Below are 19,719 nucleotides of genomic sequence, written 5' to 3'. Positions count from 1 at the left end.
CCTCTCGCCAGATCGGCTCAAGCAGGTCGGGCCAAATCTCCTGCGTCCTTTTCCGGCCGGACAGATGATCACTGCCAGAAGGGCTTCTCGGATGTAGGACCGGCCCCGCGCCAAGGTCGGTGTTTCCCTGCGAGCAGGGAACATTCGGGCGGTCCGGAAATGAGTTGGAGCTCGCGGGTTCTCCGCCTACGTTGACGCCGCAGCGGAGCGTCAGATCGAGCGGAGCCCCCCGCCTGCTCCTGGTGGCACGGCGGGCCACTACGACGGAAGACGCAGGGTGAACGTCGTGCGGACACCTGGCACGCTGGCGACCGTGGCTGTGCCGCCGTGCGCCTCAGCCAGGTTGCGCACGATGGCGAGCCCGAGCCCGCTGCCGCCGGTCTGGCGGTTGCGGGACTTCTCCGCCCGCCAGAACCGGTCGAAGACGTGGGGGAGATACTCGGCGCGGATCCCGATCCCCGTGTCGGTCACCTCGACGACGACCTGGTCGCCATCCTGGCGGGCGCCCAGTGTGATGTGCCCACCGCGTGGCGTGTAGCGCAGGGAGTTGGTCACCAGGTTGCCGATGGCCTGGCGGAGCCGTACCGGATCCGCGGTCAGCGGGGGGTCATCGGTAATCACGGTGGTCAGCGTGAGCCCTGCGGCTTCGGCCCGGCCTCGGTGAGCGGTGGTCACCTGGTCGAGAAGGTCGCCGAGGTGGACGGGTTCGACGTGCAGACGGAGCTTGCCCGCGTCGGCGAGGGCGAGCTCCTGAAGGTCGTCGACGATGTGCTGCAGCAGCAGGATCTCCTCGACCAGCGAGGCGATCAGCGCGGGGTCCAACTCGGCGACGCCGTCCTGGGCGGCCTCCAGCCAGCCCCTGAGGTTGCTCAGCGGTGTGCGCAACTCGTGGGAGACGTCGCTGACCATGGCCTTGCGCTGCTCCTCCATGCGCTGGAGGTGTTCCGACATCTCGTTGAACGCCGTGGCGAGCTCGCTGATCTCGCCGGTGGTCCTGACCGTGACGCGGGCGGAGCTGTCCCCGTCACGCATCCGCTGCGCGGCGTGGGTGAGCGCGTTGACGGGCCTGACCAGGCGCCTGGCCGCCATGACGCTCACGCCCACGGTCAGCACGAGCACGAGGAGGGCGGCACCGGCGATCGAGGGCAGCGGGATGCGCTGGCCGGTGGCCTCGGCGGGAGAGCCGATGTACAGGTACGCCGCGGGGGCGACGTAGGGATCGAGCTGTTCTTTGCGGGCCGTGACGATGCAGGAGGAGATCACCTGATCGGGTTCGGCGACCGGCGGCATCGGCTGTTTCTCCTTGGAGACCCAGGTGAAGTCGAGGCCGACCGAGCCCCTTTCCGCGCCCTTGCCCTTGAGACACCTGCTGACCAGGAGGTTGAGTTGTTTCAACGCGGTCTTCTCGGTGCGCGTCGGCGTGCTGAAGGTGGTGGCGTCGCAGGCGCCCACCACGACGGGGGCCGCGGTCGGCATCGGGCTCGGCATCGGGCTCGACTCCTGGCTGACCCCCTGGCTGAGCGTCGTTACGAGGGGCCTCCCGGTGTTCGAGACGGTCACCTGTACGGCCTGCCCGGTGCGGCCCGCGCAGGCGGCGTAGGTGTCGGCGGCCTTGCTCAGCCGGGCGCGATCGCGGGCGGACAGCAGGAAAGGACCCACCGCGCGTGGATCGATACGGTCCCTGGCCGCCCCCGGCACCAGGGTCACGTCCACGGCCAGCGGGTCGACGACGGCCGACACCTTGGCGGGCAGTGGGATCCCGGCGGTCGCCGAGTCCGCGATGAGGGTGCCGTTCTCGGTGGCCAGCGCGATGCGGCGGCTGTTCTGGGCGGCGAGATCGCGCAGGGTGGCGGCGACGCCCGACCAGTCCGAATGGTGGGAGGCGTAGCCGAGCAGGCTGTTGTTGATCCGGGCGTCGCTGGCCAGCGTCTGGCCCTGCTCGCGCTGGATGGCGCCAGAGGTGCTGCTGGCAGCCAGCCACGCGGTCGCCGTGATCGAGCAGACCGCCACGACAGCCGAACTCGTGAGCAGCCTGACGAACAACGACCTCATGCGTGGGTCAGTTTGTAGCCGACGCCGTACACGGTCAGCAGCCGGACCGGGCGGCGCGGATCAGGCTCGATCTTCTTGCGCAGGTTCATCACATGCACGTCGACCGTGCGTTCGGTGATGAACCTGTCGAAGCCGTGGATGCGCTCCAGCAACTGCTTCCTGGTGAACACCCGCTCCGGCTCGGCGGCCAGCGTCTCGATGATCCGGAACTCCGCGAGCGTGCAATCCACCCGCGTGTCCGCCGCGGTGACGGTGTGCCTGACCGGGTCGACGAGGAGATCGCCCGCCTGGAACACCTGCCGATCGGCGTCCTGGGACTTCCCGGTACGGCGCAGCAGGGTCCGCACGCGGGCCATCAGCTCACGCGGGCTGTACGGCTTGGCGACATAGTCGTCAGCACCGAGGTCGAGCCCCAACAGCAGATCCTCCTCGGTGGACCTGGCGGTCAGCATCAGGATCGGCAGGTCGGACTCGGCACGCAGCACCCGGCAGACGTCCAACCCGTCAACCTTCGGCATCATCACGTCGAGCACCACGAGGTCGGGATCCGCCCGCCGCGCCTCGTCGATCGCGGAACGCCCGTCGTGCACGACGAGGACCTCGTGGCCCTCCCGCTCCAGATACCGCCTGAGCAGTTCGGCCTGCTTGGGATCATCCTCGGCGACCAGCACGTACGCGCACATGGGCTGAGGTTATGCCCATGTCAGGGGTGCACATGGGATCCGCATGACGACCAAACAGGTTTCACACATTCTGTCGCCAGGCTGCGGCAGGTGAGAACCAACCTGCTTCGTACGGCTGCTGCGGCGACACTCGCCTTCCTGCTGGCCGGCTGTGTGAGCAGCGCGAGCAGCGCCGTACGGCGCGAGCCGGCGGCCGGCGCCAGTTCCGCGAGCAGCGCCGTACGGCGCGAGCCGGCGACCGGCGCCAGTTCGAAGATCGCGACCGTCAAGGGATCTCGGATCACGGTCTACGGAAACAAGGAGGGGGTGGCACAGAGGACGATCACGAGCCCCAACGCCTACGGAGCGGCGCGTGTCTTTCTGGTGGAACGTGACGAGGGCGCGTGGCTCCAGGTGCTGCTGCCGATCCGGCCGAACGGCAGCAAGGGCTGGATCAAGGCCACCGACGTGACGCTCGCGGAGACCGCCTACCGGGTGGAGATCGATCGCGGGGCGTTCAGGTTCACGGTCTATGACGGTGACAGGGCCGTCAGGACGGGCAAGGTCGCGACCGGCGAAGCGGGCACGCCGACACCGCCAGGTCGTTACTTCTTCACCGAGCTGGTGAAGCCCGTCGACCAGGGCGGGGCCTTCGGTGCCTACGCCTTCGGGCTGAGCGGCTTCTCGCCGGTGCTGAAGAGCTTCGCCGGCGGCCCAGGCCAGCTGGCAATCCACGGGACGAACAAACCCTCCGCCATCGGCACGCGGGCCAGCCACGGCTGCGTCCGGGTCAGCAACGACGACATCACCTGGATGGCGAACAACCTGGCGATCGGTACTCCGGTCGTCGTCAAGGGCTGAGGCCCGACGTGAATGAACAGGGGAACCCTATGAAGATCAAAGCCACACTCGTCGGCATCAGCGCGGTGCTGGCCCTGACCGCGGGCCTCGCAGGCTTCTCGGGCACGGCCACGGCCGATCCCACGAAGCCGTCCGCCTCGCCCGCCGCCTCGCCCGCCGCGGCGCCGGCCGACCAGCGGCCCACGGTCAAGACGACGGCGGGTCCGGAGCCAGTCGTCGCCAGGCCGGCCTACACCGGCTGATCGTGGTGCGGCGCCGCAGCCCTCGGGTCTGCGGCGCTGCACCCTGGCGCCCTCGCCCTCGCCCTCGCCGCGAGCGCGACGAGGGCGAGGGTGCTGACCGCCCCGAGCGGAGCACGGACGCGGTCGACGGGCTCACCACGGTGATCCCGGCCGGCGCCAGGCCCGAGACGAGCGCGGTGTTGCCGCCGTAGAGCACGCCGGCCAGCTGTACCAGGTGCGGCCGTACCTCCTCTCCTGCCCGCGGTCGCGTCAGCGACCAGGCCATCGCGGGCAGGAGCAGGACCCCGTGCGCCAACACCGCCTGCGCGGGCTTGCCCGAACATGAAGAGACGCCGCCTCCCTGGATCGAGAGAGCGGCCCGATGCTTCGTTCTTCAAAGCAGGTGGAGGGACCGACGTCCCTTACGTTCCTCCGCTGTGTCCTTCGGTGCCATCCGTACCGTCTGGTGATCTATGCGTCGCCTCGACACCCTAGGGGCACCGAATAGCGGGCTATCGATGCGTGAGGCCAGTGCTACCACCACCAGTACCTTGAAGAATCCCGGAGGTTGCTGCTGGATAGGAGGCGCCAGCGTCAAGCCTGAGTGATCCGGCCACCGGGCTACGACCTCGTGGGAGTAGGCGCCGTTTCGCGATGAGGCGGCCGAACTGTTCCGCAGCGTGAAGTCCGCACCCGAGCTCCTGGAGGAGGACGGGTGGCGCGCGCCCGAAGCAAGCTGAGTGCGGGCACCGTCGTTCTGGACTGCGAGGGGCTCGTCAAGTGGTGTGAGGCCGACCAGCGGGCGACCGCGATCGTACGGGAGGCACAGGACAACGACTTCCGGGTCGTCGTCAGTGCGATGACGCCGATCGAGGCGCAAGATGTACGCGTGAAAAGTGATCGCCTCAGGTGGTACCTGTCGCGGCTGAGGATCGAGCCGGTGACTGAGGAGATCTGTTCGCGTGAGTTCTACGGCTATCGGACGCACTGCTGGTGCGGACGTCGATCGTCGACGGGGTCTCGGTCTGCTGGGCCGAGCACCTCGGTAGGTCAAGTTCCGGCTGGGGGTTCGGGGATGGCGGCGGGCAAGGCGTAAGCCGTACTTGCTTGCCAGAGGTTCTGATCGAGGTGACGTCGGCGGTGCTCTGGGGTGAATGCCGCCGATAGCGTTCTCCTGTGGACAGAATCTTCACGGTCGAGGAGGCGCGGGGTCTCATGCCGCAGGTGTGCGGGCTCGTGGACGAGCTCGTCGCCATCCGCGCCGATCTCGCCGAGCTCGGCCACGACCTCAGAGGCGGCGTGCGATCTCCGCTCGGCGGCCTGCCCGAGGCCAAGGCCATGGAAGCGCGCATCGCCGAGATCCTCGGCTGGTTCGAGGAGCGGCAGATCGAGATCAAAGGCATCGCGCCGGTGCTCGTAGACTTTCCGGCGGTTCTCGGTGGGGTGTCCGTGCGACTGTGCTGGATCGAGGGCGAGACCGAGCTCGGCTGGTACCACCGCAGCGAGCTCGGCTTTCCCGGTCGGCGCCGCCTCCCCTGAAGCCTGACCCGACGGCGGTCGGCGCTGCCTCCCCTCCCTGAAGCTTGACCCGGAGTGGCCGACGTTGCCTTTCTCTTGAGGGCCGATCCGAAGGCGGGAGACGTCGCCTCTCTTTTTGAGGATCGGTCTCTCCCAGGAGCCTCTGGCCGGGGCAGATCGTGATCGGAGAGGCTCTAGTGCAGCACCGCAGAGATCCTTAAGGGGTTCGTCCGGTCACTGATCGCGAGCGGATTCGGTGGCGAGGTGGACGGTGCACGCGCAGTCGAGCGCTTGGCTGGGCGAACCGGTTCGCTGGCCAGTGAGCAGGGTGGTGTCCTGGAAGGTGTCGCTGCTGGCCTGGTAGATCGCGAACGCCCACGCGTCGGGATCGCTGAGGTACTCGATACGGGCCAGCGGGAAGCCGGTGTCGTCCACGTCGTGGTCCCAGTGGCCGGTCAGATAGCCGTAGGAGCCGCGCCAGCGGACCGTGACCTCGCCCAACTGCGGCCAGTGCTGGAAGGCGTGCGAGTCGACATCGTCCTCGACGAGGGTTTTGACCTGCTTGGGCGGCACTGGCATGGATCCGATTGTGGCCGATGGATGGCGTGTCGTCCCACCCCGCAAGCCGGATGCGGGCATTGTCGGGCGATCTGGAGGAGATCGCCCGACTGTGGGAGGAGGGGCGATGGCCGGTCCGGTCAGTGCTGTCGCGGTCAAGGTGGGTCATCGGCGTCGCCGCCGGCTGGGGAAGATCGTGGCGCGACCATCGAGCCCGCAGTTCCTGGTGCTGCGTGCCCGAATTGTGCTGCTGGTGGCTGAGGGTCTGTCCTCGGCCAAGGTGGCAGCCCGGTTGGATACGACCGAGACCACCGTGCGCAAGTGGCGCGGCCGGTTTGCCTACTATGGCATCAAGGGGCTGCTCGACTTACCCCGGCCAGGACGGCCAGAGACCTACGGGCCCGAAGTCCGGCTGCAGGTGATCGCCTGTGCCACCAGCGCCCCGCCATCGGGGGCGGCGACCTGGACGCACGCCTTGATCGCGCAGCGGCCGGCCGAGGTGGGCATCTCGCCATCGCAGGTTGGCCGGGTCCTGGCCGAGGCGGACCTGCGACCGCACAAGGTCCGCGGTTGGCTGAACCGCCTCGATGACGAGCAGTTCTGGCACCTGGCCGCACAGGTATGTGATCTCTATCTGCGGCCACCGGCCGATGGCGTGCTGCTCAGCGTGGATGAGAAGACCAGCATGCAGGCCAAGTCCCGCAAGTATCCCGAACGGGCGGCCGGGAAGGGACAGGCTGCACGCCGCGAGTTCGAGTACATCCGGCACGGCACCGTCTCCATCCTGGCCGCGATGGACGTGGCCGACGGCCAGGTCTGGGCCGAGCGAATCGACCGCAACAACTCGGTGAACTTCATCGCCTTCTTGGCGATGCTCGACAAGGTGATCGATCCGCGCCTGACCATCTACCTGATCATGGACAACGGGTCCAACCATACCTCCCGCGCCACCCGCGCCTGGCTGACCGCGCACCCCCGATTCAAGGTCACTTACACGCCCAAGCACGCCAGTTGGCTGAACATGATCGAGATGTGGTCTTCCGCGCTCACCCGTCGCCTGCTGCGACGTGGCGAGTTCACCTCCCGCGAGGATCTGATGGCCCAGATCGACGACTTCACCATCCGTTACAACGCGATAGCTCGGCCCTACCGCTGGCGCTACGACGCCCGCGTGGAACACGACCGCTATCTCGTTCGTCGCAGCGACTAGACCTGGAGGCCGTGCCGCAGGATCCGCAGGAGGCGCTGCGCGTGGCCGGCCTCGGCGCCGGTCATGGCCGCCGCGCTCGTCAGGGCCAGCAGGTCAGCCACGTCGAGATCGGAACGGACGGCGCCCTCCTGCTGCGCGCGAAGCAGGAGGCCCGACGCGGCCGACCTCATCGACTCGTGCCAGCGGTCGAACAGTTCCGCCCGCCTGCTGTCGGTGGCGCCCATGGCGAGGGCGCGTTTGGTCGCGACGTGGACCACGAAGCGATCCAGCCAGTTGAAGAGCGCGTCGGCCGCCGAGGGCGCGTGTAGCAGCGCCTGGCCCTGCTCGCACAGCTCGGCCACCTCCTCGGCGTAGACGGCGACGAGCAGATCGCCGCGGGTGGGGAAATGGCGATAGAGGGTGGCATTGCCCACCCCCGCGCGCCGCGCGATGTCGTCCAGCGCCACGTCGGACCCCTGCTCGTCGAAGAGCTCCCTCGCCGCCGAGATCAGCGACTCGGCGTTCCTTGCTGCATCCGCTCTGCGTGCCATGAGCTCGCTCCAGCGTTGTAAATGGGGACATCCCCGGTTACTGTAGTGGACGTAAACGGGGAGCTCCCCATTTCGTGGGGCTGGAGGACTCTCATGGCATTTACCGCCGACGACCGCATCGCCGTCACCGAGCTGATCTCGATGCACGGCCACCTCATCGACAACGGCGAGCTCGACCGGCTGGACGAGCTGTTCACCGCCGACGTCGTCTACGACGTCAGCGATTTCGGCTTCGGGGTCGTCCAGGGGCTGACCGCGATCCGCGAGGCGGCGCTCGCGCTGGGCGAGGGCAATCCGGTCGGGCATCACGTGACCAACGTCGTCATCACCAAGGTGGCCGACGATCACGTACGCGCGCTGTCCAAGGGCATCGGCATCATGGCGGACGGCACGTGCGGAAGCGCGACGTACGAGGACACGATCTCGCGCGGGGACCGCGGCTGGCGGATCACCCACCGCAAGGTCCGTGCCCGGCGGGCGCCCCTGGGCGCCGGATAGCCCTGAGCGACTTCCCGTAACGAACAGTCGACCACCCCTCAGGGATCTCTGCGGCGCTGCACTAGGCAAGCGCCCGCGCTCGCTGCTCGTCTTCCGTCCCGTCGAGTGACGAAGCCGGGGCGGTCAGAGATCCAGGCCGGAGCCGCCGAAGCGGTCTTCGAGGAACCTGCCCTGGTCGCGCAGGGCCTGCTCGTCACCCCGGTACACCGACTCGGCAACCTTGTGGAGCTGGGCGTCGAGCAGATCGAGCTGGCGTGCTCGGGTGCGACGGTTTCGACTCCGCTCCGCCGCGTGATGGTCATCCCTGTTTGCGTATCAGCTGCGCGAGCAGCGTCAGGACTGCGAATGCGAGGATGACCGCCACTCCCGGATAGAGCATGGCCAGCTGCGTGCCGGGCACGATCGCCGCGGTGACGACCGCGAGGCCGAAGGCGCCGCCGACCTGCAGCGAGCTGTTGAGCAGCCCGGCGGCGACCCCTTGCTCGTGGTCGGCTACCCCGCTGGTGCCGGCGACCATCAGCGCCGCGATGCTGAGCGCGAAGCCCACACCCCACAGGAGTGAGGCGGGCAGCAACACTGTCCACAGGTCCGGCTCGGGGCCGATGCCCAGCATCAGCAGGTAGCACGGTACGAATGCTACGAGCCCGGCCATCAGTACCTTGGTCACGCCGTACCTGTCCATCAGAGCCCCGAGTCTGGGTCCGATGACGACCACCATGAGCCCCGCCGGCAGCAGTACCAATGCCATCTGCCACGGTTGCCAGCCTTGTAGGTTCTGCAGGTACAAGGCAAGCAGGAACTGGAAGCCCATGGCGCCCCCGTACAGCAGGGCGGCGCTGATGTTGGCGGTCACCAGGCTCCGGTTGCGGAAGATGCCCAACCGAATAAGCGGTTGTCTCACCGTTCGCTCGATGGCGAGGAAACCAACGAGCAACAGCACCGATAGGGCAAGGCCGGTCAGCGTCGGCAGCGAGGTCCAGCCGACATCCGCTGCGGCGACCACGGTGTAGATGAGCAGCAGCATCCCGCCGAGTAGGGTCACGGCGCCGCCGATGTCGAGCCGCGGCCGCTCGGTGCGCGGCGGATCAGGCGGCAGGACCCACAGCGCTCCCACCAGGATCAGTACGGCGATCGGGGCCGGCAGGACGAAGATGCCTCGCCAGTTCAGCCCTGCGAGCAGGCCGCCTATCAGCAGTCCGGAGGAGTATCCCGAGGCTTCGAAGACGTTGAAGATGCCGAACGCCTTGTTCCGTTGCGGGCCTTCGGGAAAGGTCGTGGTCAGCAGCGACATGGCTGCCGGGGCGGTGAAGCCTGCCGCCATACCCTTGACGAAGCGCGAGACGATCAGCAGGACCGCGTTGTCGGCGAACGCGCCCAGCAGCGACACGATCGCGAACACGGCCATGGCGATCACCAACACCCGCCGCCGGCCGAACAAGTCGGCGCATCGTCCACCCAGCAGGAGGAAGCCGCCGAACGCCAGGATGTAGCCGCTCAGCAACCACTGCGCGGTGGCCGCACTGATCCCGAGCTCGTGCTGGATTTCCGGTATCCCGACAGTGATCATCGAGATGTCCAGGCCGTCGAGCAGGATCACCCCGCTGAAGACGAGAAGCGCGATCCACTGCCGCGCCGACCAGCGCAGGGGATGCTTCCGGAACGCGGGCACCGCCGAGGCGTCGCCTCCCGCTCGCTCTTCACTCCGAGTCACGCTCGTCCTCTCCCGTAAACTGATCTGGAGCGTATGCAACCAGCGGCGTCCGCGATAGTTGCACACGCGCCATGTTGCATCAGCAATAGTGTCGCATGCAAGCAGTTGTTCGCAAGGAGGTGTGGTGCCCGTGGAGATCGATGACGACGCCGCCGAGGCCCGCGCGCAGGGTTGGCGCACTCTGGCCGCGCTGTACGCGAGGATCGAGGACGCGCTCGAACGGGCGCTGCAGCGCGAGCACGACCTGTCGGTGAGCGAGTACAGCGTGCTCGACGTGCTGTCCCGGCAGGACGGCTTTTACCTGCGGATGAATCAGCTGGCCAGGGCCGTGGTGCTGAGCCGGTCGGCCACCACCCGGCTGGTGACCCGGCTCGAACAGCGCGGGCTGCTGCAGCGGTACCTGTGCCCCGACGATCGCCGAGGCATCTACACCGAGCTCACCACCGACGGCCGGGCAGCGTTGGAACGGGCGCGGCCGACCCACGACGAGTCGCTGGCCGGCGCCCTGCGACAGGGTGAGGAGCTGCCGGAACTGGCGCCTCTGGTCGACGCGCTCGCCGCTCTCCCCCTTCCGGGTGACCGCAAGTCGGGCACGGGCGCAGCTCGGACCACGTAAGCCAGGTGTGCGGCCCTTTCGCGCCTATGAGGGTGCCGACGTCTACCCCCAGCGAACCGTCAGTCGACCATCAGCGGCCCCGGGCAGGGTGAAGGCACGAACCCGGACCTGAGGAGCAGATCATGTCGACGAGGATGACCACGGCCGAGCGGGAGAGCTTCCTGGCCGAGACGCACATCGGGGTGCTGAGCGTGGCGGGTTCCGACGGGCGGCCGCCCATGGCGGTGCCCATCTGGTACGGCTACGAGCCCGGTGGTGAGATCACGTTCGCCACGAGCCCTGACAGCGTGAAGATGGCTCTGATCCGCGAAGCGGGCCAGATCGGATTCACGGCGCAACAGGAGGCGATGCCGTACAAGTACGTCTCTGTTGAAGGCACTGTTGTGGGTTATGAGCCGACCGATGTGGACGAGTACCGCAAGTGGTCGATTCGCTACCTCGGCGCCGAGGCGGGCGAGCGGTTCTTCGACGACATCAAGGACTTCGTGCGGACGATGGTCACCGTCCGCGTGCGGCCCGAGCGCTGGCGGACCTACGACTTCAGCAAGGAGTTCAGCGGCTAGCGCCGGGTGAAGCGCGCTTGCGTGTCGAGGATGTGTTCGGCGAGTTCGCGGGCGGCGGCCGCGGGGTGGGTTTCCGGTCGGGTGGCTCCGGCCGCGAGTATGCCGTCGATGAGCAGGAGGAGTTGGCCGGCCGCCAGTCCCGGCTGAGGGTGTCCGAGCGCGACCAGCTCGTGTTCGAGCAGCTGGTGGACGTGGTCGCGGTAGTCACGCGTGATGGCGTGTCCAGGATGGGCGGGGTCGGTCAAAGCGAGATCGGCGGCCAGGTAACGGCAGCCGCGGAAGTCCGGTGTGTCGATGACCCTGGCGAGTTCGTCGAAGACGGCCAGGAGGCGGTCGCGGGGGTCCTGCCCGGCGGCGTCCATGGTCCGCCGGTAGCGGGCTTCGTCCTCGGCGGTGCTCAGGCGCAGGACTTCGGCGAGCAGCCCGTCCTTGCCACCGAAGTGCTCATACAGCGAACGTCTGGCGACATTCGCCTCTTTCAGGACGGCGTCGACGCCGATGCCCATGCCATGGCTGTAGGTCAGGTGCTTGGCGGCCTTCAGCAGGCGTTCGCGTGGCCCCGGAGCGGTGCGTGTACTCACGGGCTCCAGCTTGCCACCAGTTGACGAGTAGATCAACCGGTCTATATGGTTTGGGGAGACCGATCGGTCTATCTACTGAGGAGAACCCATGTCTGTCCGCACGACGTCCGAAGTCATCGACCGCTTCAACCACGCCTTCATCCACCACGACGCCGGCGTGCTCACCGATCTCGTCGGCGAGGACTGCGTGATGGAGGCGGTCCAGCCCGCCCCCAGCGGCGAGCGGGTCGTGGGTCGCGAGGCCTGCTTGGCGTGGTGGGGGGCGCTCGCCGAGGACCGCACCACCCAGTTCGAGCCCCAGGAGGTCATCGTCGCCGGCGAGCGGGCGACGATCCGCTGGCGGTACCGCTTCGGCGACGGCCCCGCCGACTGGGTGAGTGGCGTGAACGTCATGCACGTGCGTGACGGCCTGATCATCGAGGCCCTCGGGTTCAGCAAGACGGCCGGTGTGCCGCTGGCCGTCGAGACCGGCCTCAACGGCTGATCGCCGTACGTCGAGAGAGAAGGAACCCCGTTCATGCGTAGCTATCACCTGGACAGCGGTGCCGGGCTGGAAGGTCTGGCGATCAGGAAGCACGAGGAGCCGGTTCCAGGCCCCGGGCAGGTCCTGATCGCCGTACGGGCCACCTCGCTGAGCTTCCGCGAGCTGATGGTTCTGCGCGGCGACTACGTGCTGCCGGTGAAACCCGATGTGGTCCCGGTCTCGGACGGCGCCGGCGACGTCGTCGCCGTCGGGCCTGGCGTGAGTACGGCACGCGTCGGTGACCGCGTCACGGCCACCCTCTTCCCCAGCTGGCAGGACGGCCCGTTCGGAGTCGAGCATCTGCCGCAGCTGGGCGGCTCGCTGGATGGCATGCTCACCGAGCTCGCGTTGGTCGACGAGCGCGCGCTCGTCCCGATTCCCGGTCACCTCACCTACCAGGAGGCCGCGACACTCCCGTGCGCCGCGGTCACCGCCTGGAACGCCCTGACCGGAGACGGCGTCGGCCTGCAACCGGGCCACACCCTGGTCGTCCAAGGGTCAGGCGGCGTTTCGCTGTTCGCCCTGCAGTTCGCCAAAGCGCTCGGAGCCCGGGTCATCGCCACCACGAGCAGTCCTGCGAAGGCCGCACGGCTGACCGAACTCGGCGCCGACCACGTCCTCGACTACCGGGCCGACCCTGACTGGCCCGGCAAGGTCGTCGAGCTGACCGGCGGTCGAGGGGCCGACCGCGTCATCGATGTCGCCGGTCTGCTGGAGCAGTCGCTCAGGGCGGTGGCGATAGCAGGGCATGTCGCCTGCGTGGGCTTCCTCTCCGAAACCGTCCCGCCGCTCGACCCCCGAACGCTGTTCGCCTCCGGGGCCACCGTCCGGGCCGTCGCGGTCGGCAGCCGCGCCCAGTTCCTCGCGATGAACGACGCGATCGACACCCATCGGCTGCGCCCGGTCATCGACAGGGTCTTCGCCTTCGACGACGCACCCGCCGCCTACCGCTACTACGCGTCGGGCCAGGCATTCGGCAAGGTCGTCATCGCCGTGTGAACCGCTCGGCCGGTTCGGGGAAAGGCGCTGCCCCATGGGCCCGACGTGGGCGGAGACGCCGACCGTCGTGCACGCGGCGGGTTCGGCGTCAGACCACGATGACGACCTTTCCCTGGGCGTGCCCCTCTTCCTGGTATCTGATGGCCGCCGGGATCTCCTCGAAGGGGTAACTCCGGTCGATGACCGGAGTGATCTTCCCGTCCTCGATGAACTCGGTCAGCGTCACCAGGTTCCGCTTGTTCTCGGTGCATCGGACCACGTCCGCCATGACCATTCTCTTGGACACGAACGGTGACACCGCGAGCGTCGCGAACATGCGACCAGCGGGTTGCAGCCATCGGCCGGCCGGCCCGCCGACGCCGACGTAGGTCCCCTTGGGGGTCAACGCCCGCCGGCATGCCGGTCCCGAGTGGCTTCCCGCGACGTCCAGCAGGAGGTCGTAGCGCTGTCCGTTCCTGGTGAAGTCCTGTTCGGTGTAGTCGATGACCTCGTCCGCGCCGATCGATCGGACCAGGTCGACGTTCCGGGTGCTGCAGACGCCGATGACCTCCGCGCCGAACGCCTTGGCGATCTGCACGGCGAACGTGCCCACGCCTCCTGAGGCTCCGTTGACGAGAACCTTCTGCCCAGGCCGGACGCGTCCCTGGTCGCGCAGGCCCAGCAGGGCGGTGTTGGCCGCCATCGGCACCGCCGCCGCCTGCTCGAACGACAGGTTCTTCGGTTTCGGCGCCAGTTCGCCTTCCCCGACGCACATGTACTCGGCGAAGCCGCCCTGCTTGGGCATCGCGAACACCTCGTCGCCGGGGCGGAACTCCGTGACGTCCTTGCCGACCGCCTCGACCTGCCCGGCCATGTCGGCGCCCAGGATGCCGATCTTCGGCTTGCGCAGCCCGAGGCCGCCGCCCATCAGGCGCGCGATGTACGGCTCCCCTCTCATGAAGTGCCAGTCGTACGGTTGGACGGAGGTGGCGCGTACCCGGACCAGCACCTCGTCGTCGCGAGGCACGGGCTTGCCGACGTCGGTGAGATCCAGTACGTCGGGCGAGCCGAACGAGCGCAGGACGAACGCCTTCATCACATTCTCCTCATTCACCGCGGGTGCGGGTCCCCCGGGGACCGCCGCACTCACAGATCGACGGCGGGGCATGACATGACCGTAGAAGACCTGCACAGAGGGCTCATCGGCCGAAAGTACGCCTGATTGACGGACGATCGGCCACCTCAGGTCGGGCCTTTCTGTCGATGAGCCGCGATCGCCTCAGCCGTCACGATCGGGTCATGACAGACGAGAGCACGAAGCTGACGGACGACCGGAGCGAAGCGCGGACTCCTGCCAGACCCTCCTCCGCGAGGGCGGGGTGGCTCGTGCCCGCCGCGCTGCTCGCACTCAGCGCCGTTCCCGTGGCCGCCGGTGCCGTCCGCATGACCGGTCTGCTCGGCGGCGCGGCGATCACCCCGGAGAACGCGCGGTTCTTCGCCGCGCCGCTGCCCGTGGTGCTGCACATCATGAGCGTCAGTCTGTACAGCCTGCTGGGGGCCTTCCAGTTCGCTCCCGGGTTCCGCCGCCGGAGGCCCGGCTGGCACCGCGTCGCCGGACGACTCCTGGTCCCCTCTGGACTCGTCGCGGCGCTGACGGGTCTGTGGATGACCCTGTTCTACCCCCGCCCCGAGGGTGATGGAGATCTTGTCACCTGCTTCCGGCTCGTGTTCGGCGCGGCCATGGTTCTGTCCCTTGTCCTCGGCCTCGCCGCGATCCGGAGGCGGGACATCGCCGGGCACCAAGCCTGGATGATGCGCGGTTACGCGATCGGCCTGGGCGCGGGCACGCAGGCGCTGACCCATCTGCCCTGGTTCCTGATCATCGGCACGCCCGGCGAGTTCCCCCGAGCGCTGCTCATGGGCGCCGGATGGGTGATCAACCTCGCCGTGGTCGAATGGATCATCCGTAGGCGGTCGGCGCCCATCCGGCGCGTCCCTTCGCCAGGCCGTACCGACGCCACTGCCACGGGGCGGTGAAGGGTGTCGGCGCGGCTCTAGACGCGGTTGGTCTGGTAGGCCCACATGGCGATCTCGACGCGGTTGCGGGCGCAGAGCTTGGCCATCAGGCTCGCGATGTGGGACTTGACGGTGCTGAGAGAGATGTGAAGCTCGTCGGCGATCTCGCTGTTGGTTCGCCCGCGTGCCACGGTGGCCAGGATCTGTTCTTCCCGGTCCGTGAGCGTCTCGATGGGGTGCGCAGGCGGTGAAGCGGGCCCGCTGCGGGCGAAGGTGCCGAGCAGTCGTGCGGTGATGCTCGGGGCGATGAGCGCGTCGCCGTTGGCGGCGGCGTGGACGGCCTGGGAGAGCAGCTCGGCGCCGGCGTTCTTGAGCAGAAAACCCCGGGCACCGGCTCTCAGGGCGGCGTAGACGTACTCGTCGAGGTCGAACGTGGTGATGACGACGACGGCGAGGGGGTCGTCGACGGTCGGCCCCGCGAGGCAACGGGTGGCTTCGATGCCGTCGAGGCCGGGCATGCGAATGTCGAACAGGCACACGTCGGGGCGTAGGCGCCGCGCGAGCTCGACGGCTCGCCGCCCGTCGGCGGCCTCACCGACGACCTCGATGTCCGGCTGAGCGCCGAGGATCATGGTGAGCCCGGTGCGGACGATCTCCTGGTCGTCGGCGACGATCACCCGGATGCTCATGTCGCCGGCCGGGTTCGAGGCAGTACGGCGGTCACCGTCCAGCCTCGATCGGGGTCGGGACCGGCCACGCAGGTGCCGCCGAGCAGGTCGGCGCGCTCGATCATGCCGATGAGCCCGTATCCCGGAGAGCCGGTCTGGCGGATGGGGCCGCTGTCGCCGTCGTCGCTCACGCGCAGGTGCACCGACGTGTCGTCGGCGGCGACGCGGACCTCGATGCGGGTGGCGTGACGCGCATGTCGCCGGGCGTTGGTGACCGCCTCCTGGGCGAGGCGGTAGATCGCGGCCCCGACCGACGGGGGGAGGTCGTCGAGGTCACCCGCGATCTCCACGTCGACGCACGGGCCCGAGGGGCCTCGGCTCGCCAGCTGTTCGAGATCGGAGACGCGCCGGCCGGGAGCCAGGTCCGCCGCTTGGTTCTGGCGCAGGACGCCGACCATGGTGCGCATCTCGTCGAGGGCTCGCGCCGCCTCGGCCTCGATCACGCGGAGCGCCTCCGTCGCCGCCTCCGGTCGTGAGGCCGAGGTCGCCAGGCCCGCCTGCGCGCGGATCGCCATCGCCGAGACGTGGTGAGCGACGCTGTCGTGCAGGTCACGGGCCAGCTGTTCACGTTCGAGCAGCTTGACCTGGTCGAGCTCGCGCGCCCTCGCCCTGGCCCGGTACCGGAGCGCCACGCCCATGGCGATGGCCGAGAACATGACGGCGAATGCGGCGACCGCGTCGGCGAGGACGAGGCGGTCGAAGCCGATCGAGAGACAGACCGAGACGAGCATGATCGTCAAGCCGATCGCGGCCTCGCGTCCGGACCCCCACCGGAACAGCGCGTACACCAAGAACAGCAGATACACCATCGTGTACGTCTCTACCGGGTCGCCGCCCGTCAGCAGCGGGGCCAGGCTCGTGGTGCCGAAGACGATCGCGAGCATCAGCAGCGGTCTGCTCCTGCGCCACAACAGCGTGGGCACCAGCCCGACAGTGACGATCGTCGCGATGGCCCGCCACGGAAGATCCGGCCGCAGGACTCCTTCGAGCACCGCGATCGGCACGAGCACCCCCACGAGCGCCCAGTCCCGCCACACCCGCAGCGGCGGGCCGGGGGGACGTGGCTCGTTCCATATGGAGCGAATGAGGCCGTGCACCAAATCATGGTACGAGAGCCCGTGCCGAGCTCGAGGTACGCGACGGGACATTTCGCCGACGTGCCTACTTTCTGCCCACCCGTACAGGGTCCTCGGTTCGGGGATGGGACTCATAGGGTGATGACGACCTTGCCGGCCGCGTGGCCGTTTCTCAGGTGGCGGACGGCTTCGGGGAGCTGGTCCAGTGAGTACGTCCGGTCGACGGCCGGCGTGATCCTGCCCGTCTCGATGAGTTCCGTCAGGGTCCGAAGGTCTTCTTGACGTGGCGTCGAGAGGAGAGCGCGCAGCCTCTGGCGTACGAACGGCGACAGCAGGAGCGAGCGGAGCTGGCGATCGGTGCCTTGCAGCCACCGCCCTCCTCCTTCGCTGCCGATGATGACGAGCGTTCCCGTGCGGGTGAGGGCGCGCCGGAGGCGTGACAGCGAACGATGGCCCGCGGCGTCGAGGATGAGGTCGTACCGGCGCGTCCCTTCGGTGAAGTCCTCGCGGGTGTAGTCGACGACGTCGTCGGCGCCGAGCGAGCGGACCAGGTCCGTTTTCGTTGTGCCGCACACGCCGGTGACGTTCGCGCCGAACGCCTTGGCCAGCTGGACGGCGTAGGTTCCCACTCCGCCGCCCGCGCCGGTGATCAGGACCTTCTGGCCTGCCTGGACCGAGCCCCGGTCGCGAAGGGCTTGGAGGGCGGCGAGAGCGGAGGCCGGGACTGCCGCCGCCTGCTCGAAGGTGAGGTTGGCCGGTTTGGGGGCGAGTCTGTCCTCCCGGGCGCACGCGTATTCGGCGAAGGAGCCGTCGCAGGTGCCGTACACCTCGTCGCCGGGCCGGAACCGGGTCACGTTCCTGCCGACGGCCTCGACGCGGCCCGCGACGTCCTGGCCGGGAACGCGGGCCCTCGGTTTGCGCAGTCCGCCGGAGAGCCGGCTGAGGTACGGCAGGCCGGTGACGAGGTGCCAGACGCCCTGGTCGACGCCGGCCGCGCGCACACGGACGAGCACGTCGTCGTCCCCGACGTCCGGCTGGTCGATGTCGGCGAGTCGCAGCAGGTCAGGGGAACAGTAGGTCTCTCGGACCATGGCTTTCATCGCCATCACGCTTCTTCGGTGTCGGGGTACTGGAAGACCTCGTCGAGGGGGGCGTCGAACACCCGGGCGATCCGGAAGGCCATCTCCAGCGAAGGCGAGTAACGGCCCTGCTCGATGGCGATGACGGTCTGGCGGGTCACTCCGATGCGATCCGCCAGGTCCGCCTGTGTCATCTCGCCGTGCGCGAACCGGAGAGCTCGGATCACGTTCGTGACCTTGGTGGGCTTGACCATCGCTAGAAGCCCCGGCGGTAGGCGACGATCTTCACGATCGACGAGGTGAGTGCTGAAAGGACGAAGGTCAGGTAGAGCGCGTTGGCGATCCAGAAGTGCTCGAAACTCGCCAGTGTCAGGCCCAACGCCGCCACGGCGCCGATGACGAGGACGTAGTACTCGGCGCGCTGGCCGTACAGGTGGATGTCGGTGTCTCGCTCGTCTTTCAGGTTCGCCTCCTTGGGGGAGGCGATCGCGGTCACGATGCTCGCGACGACGTTCACGGCTATCGCGATGCCGATGGCCGTGAGGAGCGGCCACACGTAGGCGATCTGTGTGACGTCCGTGGTCGGAACCTGCCTGAGGATGATCGTGAAGTAGACCGCGGGCACGCCGATCGCGATGACGGCGTAGATCCAGACACGTTTCTCTTCGGCTGACATGCATGCCCCAATGTCAAAGAAAGCTGACATGACGAATGTAAAGCAACGCATACATCACGTCAACGATTCTTAACATCACCGTTGAAGGTCGAGCGGCGGCCGCCGCCGGGCTGTTCAGCCGGGTGATCGTGCAGAGCGGACCGCCCGCGGCGGGCACCGTCGAGGCCGCCAGGAAGACCACCGCGATGATCGCCAAACGACTCGGCGTGCCGGCCACGGCCGCCGCCTTCGCCGCCGTCGACCCCGAGCGGTGCTCGACGCGCAGGTGGCGGTGGCGCGCAAGGGCTCGCTGATGGGCGGGCCTGGGTTCGGCCCCGTGCTGGACGGCGAGCTGCTGACCGGGCTCGACCTCGACCCGGGCAAGCCGGTGATCTTCTGGCAGACCAGCGAGGAGTATCGGCTCTGGTTCGTGCCGACCGGTCTGGCCGCGCGGCTCAAGCCGTTCGTGGTGCGCCTGGCGCTGCTGAAGCTGCGGGTGCGCAGCGGCGTGCTCAAGGGGTACCAGGCGCTGCATCCGCGGCTGTCGCTCGGCGAGCCCCAGGATGGCCCGCCTGGTCCGAGGCGACCAGGCCGACGATGGTGTTCGACGAGGACAGCCGGGTGGTCGAGGACCACGCGGCCGACGTGCACGAGTTGTGGAGGCGATGAGGAGACCGCTCCGAGAGGGGCTTCAGGAGGCGCGTTTGTCCTCGACGTGGACGATTGTCAGCTCGTGCCCGTCCTGGTCGCGCTTGCCCCGCCCGAACAGCCCGACGGTCAGGTCGTCACGGGCGTCGAGCTCGTCCTCCGCGACGTAGGTGAGGATGTCGGGGTGGTGGCCCGTCACGGCCCACCCCGGCGCGTCGTCGAGGTCGATCGTGGTGAAGTCACCCGCGGGCGTGCCGGCCCGCGCGGGGCCGTACTCGCTCAGCAGCTCCTTCGCCTGCTCGGCGAGGTCGCCGGCGGGCTCCATCAGGATCACGCAGGTGCCGTTGGCGAACAGCACCCAGGACTTGGCGGGGTGCAGGAGCTGCCGCCAGGTCGCGATCACGGTCTCTTGGCTCATGGCGAGCCACAGTAGCG

The 19,719-nt window shown here is 68.5% G+C and carries 24 protein-coding genes; 10 read left to right on the top strand and 14 right to left on the bottom strand.

Translation table 11 applies throughout. The features are described from left to right. Positions 1-258: 258 nt before the first annotated feature. On the bottom strand, positions 259-2,052 hold the full coding sequence (locus AB0B45_RS11655; RefSeq protein WP_358128630.1) for an ATP-binding protein: 1,794 nt from the start codon (positions 2,050-2,052) through the stop codon (positions 259-261). After that, the gene (locus AB0B45_RS11650) at positions 2,049-2,735 is read right to left on the bottom strand and encodes a response regulator transcription factor (protein WP_358128627.1); all 687 of its coding nucleotides are present in this window, start codon (positions 2,733-2,735) and stop codon (positions 2,049-2,051) included. Before AB0B45_RS11650 ends, AB0B45_RS11655 begins: the two co-directional genes overlap by 4 nt. A gap of 90 nt (positions 2,736-2,825) precedes the next feature. On the opposite strand from AB0B45_RS11650, the gene AB0B45_RS11645 reads away from it, so the two are divergent. From AB0B45_RS11645 to AB0B45_RS11635, 3 genes are all read left to right on the top strand, one after another. Continuing rightward, positions 2,826-3,575 (top strand): L,D-transpeptidase, encoded by a 750-nt coding sequence (locus AB0B45_RS11645; RefSeq protein WP_358128624.1) that lies wholly within the window; start codon positions 2,826-2,828, stop codon positions 3,573-3,575. Between the two features lie 29 nt (positions 3,576-3,604). Beyond that, positions 3,605-3,817 carry a hypothetical protein gene (locus AB0B45_RS11640; RefSeq protein WP_358128622.1) on the top strand — a complete coding sequence of 71 codons (213 nt, stop codon included), beginning with the start codon at positions 3,605-3,607 and terminating at the stop codon, positions 3,815-3,817. Positions 3,818-4,972: 1,155 nt separating this feature from the next. Next, a complete protein-coding gene (locus tag AB0B45_RS11635; RefSeq protein ID WP_358128619.1) occupies positions 4,973-5,335 on the top strand; it encodes a DUF2203 domain-containing protein in 363 nt (120 codons plus the stop codon). 213 nt (positions 5,336-5,548) lie between these two features. Here AB0B45_RS11635 and AB0B45_RS11630 read toward each other — a convergent pair whose 3' ends face one another. Next, positions 5,549-5,893: a hypothetical protein gene (locus AB0B45_RS11630; RefSeq protein WP_358128616.1), complete on the bottom strand. Its 345-nt coding sequence runs from the start codon at positions 5,891-5,893 to the stop codon at positions 5,549-5,551. A gap of 106 nt (positions 5,894-5,999) precedes the next feature. Between AB0B45_RS11630 and AB0B45_RS11625 the strand changes: the two genes are divergently transcribed. Next, a complete protein-coding gene (locus AB0B45_RS11625; RefSeq protein WP_358128613.1) occupies positions 6,000-7,082 on the top strand; it encodes an IS630 family transposase in 1,083 nt (360 codons plus the stop codon). Here AB0B45_RS11625 and AB0B45_RS11620 read toward each other — a convergent pair. After that, positions 7,079-7,612: a helix-turn-helix domain-containing protein gene (locus AB0B45_RS11620; protein ID WP_358128609.1), complete on the bottom strand. Its 534-nt coding sequence runs from the start codon at positions 7,610-7,612 to the stop codon at positions 7,079-7,081. The two genes, AB0B45_RS11625 and AB0B45_RS11620, sit on opposite strands and share 4 nt — an antisense overlap. A 93-nt stretch (positions 7,613-7,705) precedes the next feature. On the opposite strand from AB0B45_RS11620, the gene AB0B45_RS11615 reads away from it, so the two are divergent. Next, positions 7,706-8,110 (top strand): nuclear transport factor 2 family protein, encoded by a 405-nt coding sequence (locus AB0B45_RS11615; protein ID WP_358128606.1) that lies wholly within the window; start codon positions 7,706-7,708, stop codon positions 8,108-8,110. A gap of 298 nt (positions 8,111-8,408) precedes the next feature. Here the strand turns inward: AB0B45_RS11615 and AB0B45_RS11610 are convergent, their stop codons facing one another. Continuing rightward, the gene (locus AB0B45_RS11610) at positions 8,409-9,707 is read right to left on the bottom strand and encodes an MFS transporter (protein WP_358128603.1); all 1,299 of its coding nucleotides are present in this window, start codon (positions 9,705-9,707) and stop codon (positions 8,409-8,411) included. Between the two features lie 244 nt (positions 9,708-9,951). Between AB0B45_RS11610 and AB0B45_RS11605 the strand changes: the two genes are divergently transcribed. Beyond that, entirely contained in the window at positions 9,952-10,437 is a 486-nt protein-coding gene (locus tag AB0B45_RS11605; RefSeq protein WP_358128600.1) for a MarR family transcriptional regulator, read from the top strand. 122 nt (positions 10,438-10,559) lie between these two features. Further along, complete coding sequence (locus tag AB0B45_RS11600; RefSeq protein ID WP_358128597.1) at positions 10,560-11,000, top strand: pyridoxamine 5'-phosphate oxidase family protein; 441 nt, start codon at positions 10,560-10,562, stop codon at positions 10,998-11,000. Here the strand turns inward: AB0B45_RS11600 and AB0B45_RS11595 are convergent. Then, positions 10,997-11,581 (bottom strand): TetR/AcrR family transcriptional regulator, encoded by a 585-nt coding sequence (locus AB0B45_RS11595; RefSeq protein WP_358128595.1) that lies wholly within the window; start codon positions 11,579-11,581, stop codon positions 10,997-10,999. The genes AB0B45_RS11600 and AB0B45_RS11595 overlap by 4 nt on opposite strands. Positions 11,582-11,669: 88 nt before the next feature. Between AB0B45_RS11595 and AB0B45_RS11590 the strand changes: the two genes are divergently transcribed. Together AB0B45_RS11590 and AB0B45_RS11585 are read left to right on the top strand one after the other, a co-directional pair. Next, positions 11,670-12,065, top strand: a complete 396-nt coding sequence (locus tag AB0B45_RS11590; protein WP_358128592.1) for a nuclear transport factor 2 family protein — start codon at positions 11,670-11,672, stop codon at positions 12,063-12,065. Between the two features lie 33 nt (positions 12,066-12,098). Continuing rightward, entirely contained in the window at positions 12,099-13,103 is a 1,005-nt protein-coding gene (locus AB0B45_RS11585) for an NAD(P)-dependent alcohol dehydrogenase (protein ID WP_358128589.1), read from the top strand. Between the two features lie 88 nt (positions 13,104-13,191). Here the strand turns inward: AB0B45_RS11585 and AB0B45_RS11580 are convergent, their stop codons facing one another. After that, positions 13,192-14,178 carry an NAD(P)-dependent alcohol dehydrogenase gene (locus tag AB0B45_RS11580; RefSeq protein WP_358128586.1) on the bottom strand — a complete coding sequence of 329 codons (987 nt, stop codon included), beginning with the start codon at positions 14,176-14,178 and terminating at the stop codon, positions 13,192-13,194. 203 nt (positions 14,179-14,381) lie between these two features. Between AB0B45_RS11580 and AB0B45_RS11575 the strand changes: the two genes are divergently transcribed. Beyond that, positions 14,382-15,119: a DUF2306 domain-containing protein gene (locus AB0B45_RS11575; protein WP_358128583.1), complete on the top strand. Its 738-nt coding sequence runs from the start codon at positions 14,382-14,384 to the stop codon at positions 15,117-15,119. A 17-nt stretch (positions 15,120-15,136) separates the two neighbouring features. On the opposite strand, the gene AB0B45_RS11570 is transcribed toward AB0B45_RS11575, so the two are convergent. The 7 genes from AB0B45_RS11570 to AB0B45_RS11540 all read right to left on the bottom strand — a co-directional run bounded on the left by AB0B45_RS11570 (position 15,137) and on the right by AB0B45_RS11540 (position 19,702). Next, positions 15,137-15,787: a response regulator transcription factor gene (locus AB0B45_RS11570; RefSeq protein WP_358128580.1), complete on the bottom strand. Its 651-nt coding sequence runs from the start codon at positions 15,785-15,787 to the stop codon at positions 15,137-15,139. Next, a complete protein-coding gene (locus tag AB0B45_RS11565) occupies positions 15,784-16,923 on the bottom strand; it encodes a histidine kinase (protein ID WP_358128577.1) in 1,140 nt (379 codons plus the stop codon). The genes AB0B45_RS11570 and AB0B45_RS11565 overlap by 4 nt, the downstream gene beginning before the upstream one ends. Positions 16,924-17,033: 110 nt before the next feature. Further along, positions 17,034-18,002 carry an NAD(P)-dependent alcohol dehydrogenase gene (locus AB0B45_RS11560; RefSeq protein WP_358128574.1) on the bottom strand — a complete coding sequence of 323 codons (969 nt, stop codon included), beginning with the start codon at positions 18,000-18,002 and terminating at the stop codon, positions 17,034-17,036. Between the two features lie 5 nt (positions 18,003-18,007). Continuing rightward, complete coding sequence (locus AB0B45_RS11555) at positions 18,008-18,235, bottom strand: helix-turn-helix transcriptional regulator (RefSeq protein WP_358128571.1); 228 nt, start codon at positions 18,233-18,235, stop codon at positions 18,008-18,010. Between the two features lie 2 nt (positions 18,236-18,237). After that, positions 18,238-18,657 carry a hypothetical protein gene (locus AB0B45_RS11550; RefSeq protein ID WP_358128569.1) on the bottom strand — a complete coding sequence of 140 codons (420 nt, stop codon included), beginning with the start codon at positions 18,655-18,657 and terminating at the stop codon, positions 18,238-18,240. A 13-nt stretch (positions 18,658-18,670) separates the two neighbouring features. Then, positions 18,671-19,171: a hypothetical protein gene (locus AB0B45_RS11545; RefSeq protein WP_358128566.1), complete on the bottom strand. Its 501-nt coding sequence runs from the start codon at positions 19,169-19,171 to the stop codon at positions 18,671-18,673. 156 nt (positions 19,172-19,327) lie between these two features. Next, positions 19,328-19,702: a hypothetical protein gene (locus tag AB0B45_RS11540; RefSeq protein ID WP_358128563.1), complete on the bottom strand. Its 375-nt coding sequence runs from the start codon at positions 19,700-19,702 to the stop codon at positions 19,328-19,330. Between the last annotated feature and the right edge of the window lie 17 nt (positions 19,703-19,719).

Origin of the sequence: Nonomuraea sp. NPDC049152, assembly GCF_040648355.1 — a bacterium.
GTDB lineage: Bacteria > Actinomycetota > Actinomycetes > Streptosporangiales > Streptosporangiaceae > Nonomuraea.
The sequence above is the reverse complement of the archived record's forward strand: the minus strand, read 5'-3'. Positions and strand labels throughout refer to the sequence as shown.

Excerpts from the sequence above, each read along its gene's own strand:
- AB0B45_RS11555 (WP_358128571.1), bottom strand. The coding sequence starts at position 18,235 with ATGGTCAAGCCCACCAAGGTCACGAACGTGATCCGAGCTCTCCGGTTC.
- AB0B45_RS11590 (WP_358128592.1), top strand. The coding sequence starts at position 11,670 with ATGTCTGTCCGCACGACGTCCGAAGTCATCGACCGCTTCAACCACGCC.
- AB0B45_RS11615 (WP_358128606.1), top strand. The coding sequence starts at position 7,706 with ATGGCATTTACCGCCGACGACCGCATCGCCGTCACCGAGCTGATCTCG.
- AB0B45_RS11640 (WP_358128622.1), top strand. The coding sequence starts at position 3,605 with ATGAAGATCAAAGCCACACTCGTCGGCATCAGCGCGGTGCTGGCCCTG.
- AB0B45_RS11575 (WP_358128583.1), top strand. The coding sequence starts at position 14,382 with ATGACAGACGAGAGCACGAAGCTGACGGACGACCGGAGCGAAGCGCGG.
- AB0B45_RS11585 (WP_358128589.1), top strand. The coding sequence starts at position 12,099 with ATGCGTAGCTATCACCTGGACAGCGGTGCCGGGCTGGAAGGTCTGGCG.
- AB0B45_RS11625 (WP_358128613.1), top strand. The coding sequence starts at position 6,000 with ATGGCCGGTCCGGTCAGTGCTGTCGCGGTCAAGGTGGGTCATCGGCGT.
- AB0B45_RS11580 (WP_358128586.1), bottom strand. The coding sequence starts at position 14,178 with ATGAAGGCGTTCGTCCTGCGCTCGTTCGGCTCGCCCGACGTACTGGAT.
- AB0B45_RS11545 (WP_358128566.1), bottom strand. The coding sequence starts at position 19,171 with ATGCAGCGCCTGGTACCCCTTGAGCACGCCGCTGCGCACCCGCAGCTT.
- AB0B45_RS11620 (WP_358128609.1), bottom strand. The coding sequence starts at position 7,612 with ATGGCACGCAGAGCGGATGCAGCAAGGAACGCCGAGTCGCTGATCTCG.
- AB0B45_RS11570 (WP_358128580.1), bottom strand. The coding sequence starts at position 15,787 with ATGAGCATCCGGGTGATCGTCGCCGACGACCAGGAGATCGTCCGCACC.
- AB0B45_RS11655 (WP_358128630.1), bottom strand. The coding sequence starts at position 2,052 with ATGAGGTCGTTGTTCGTCAGGCTGCTCACGAGTTCGGCTGTCGTGGCG.
- AB0B45_RS11600 (WP_358128597.1), top strand. The coding sequence starts at position 10,560 with ATGTCGACGAGGATGACCACGGCCGAGCGGGAGAGCTTCCTGGCCGAG.
- AB0B45_RS11560 (WP_358128574.1), bottom strand. The coding sequence starts at position 18,002 with ATGAAAGCCATGGTCCGAGAGACCTACTGTTCCCCTGACCTGCTGCGA.
- AB0B45_RS11630 (WP_358128616.1), bottom strand. The coding sequence starts at position 5,893 with ATGCCAGTGCCGCCCAAGCAGGTCAAAACCCTCGTCGAGGACGATGTC.
- AB0B45_RS11650 (WP_358128627.1), bottom strand. The coding sequence starts at position 2,735 with ATGTGCGCGTACGTGCTGGTCGCCGAGGATGATCCCAAGCAGGCCGAA.
- AB0B45_RS11540 (WP_358128563.1), bottom strand. The coding sequence starts at position 19,702 with ATGAGCCAAGAGACCGTGATCGCGACCTGGCGGCAGCTCCTGCACCCC.
- AB0B45_RS11550 (WP_358128569.1), bottom strand. The coding sequence starts at position 18,657 with ATGTCAGCCGAAGAGAAACGTGTCTGGATCTACGCCGTCATCGCGATC.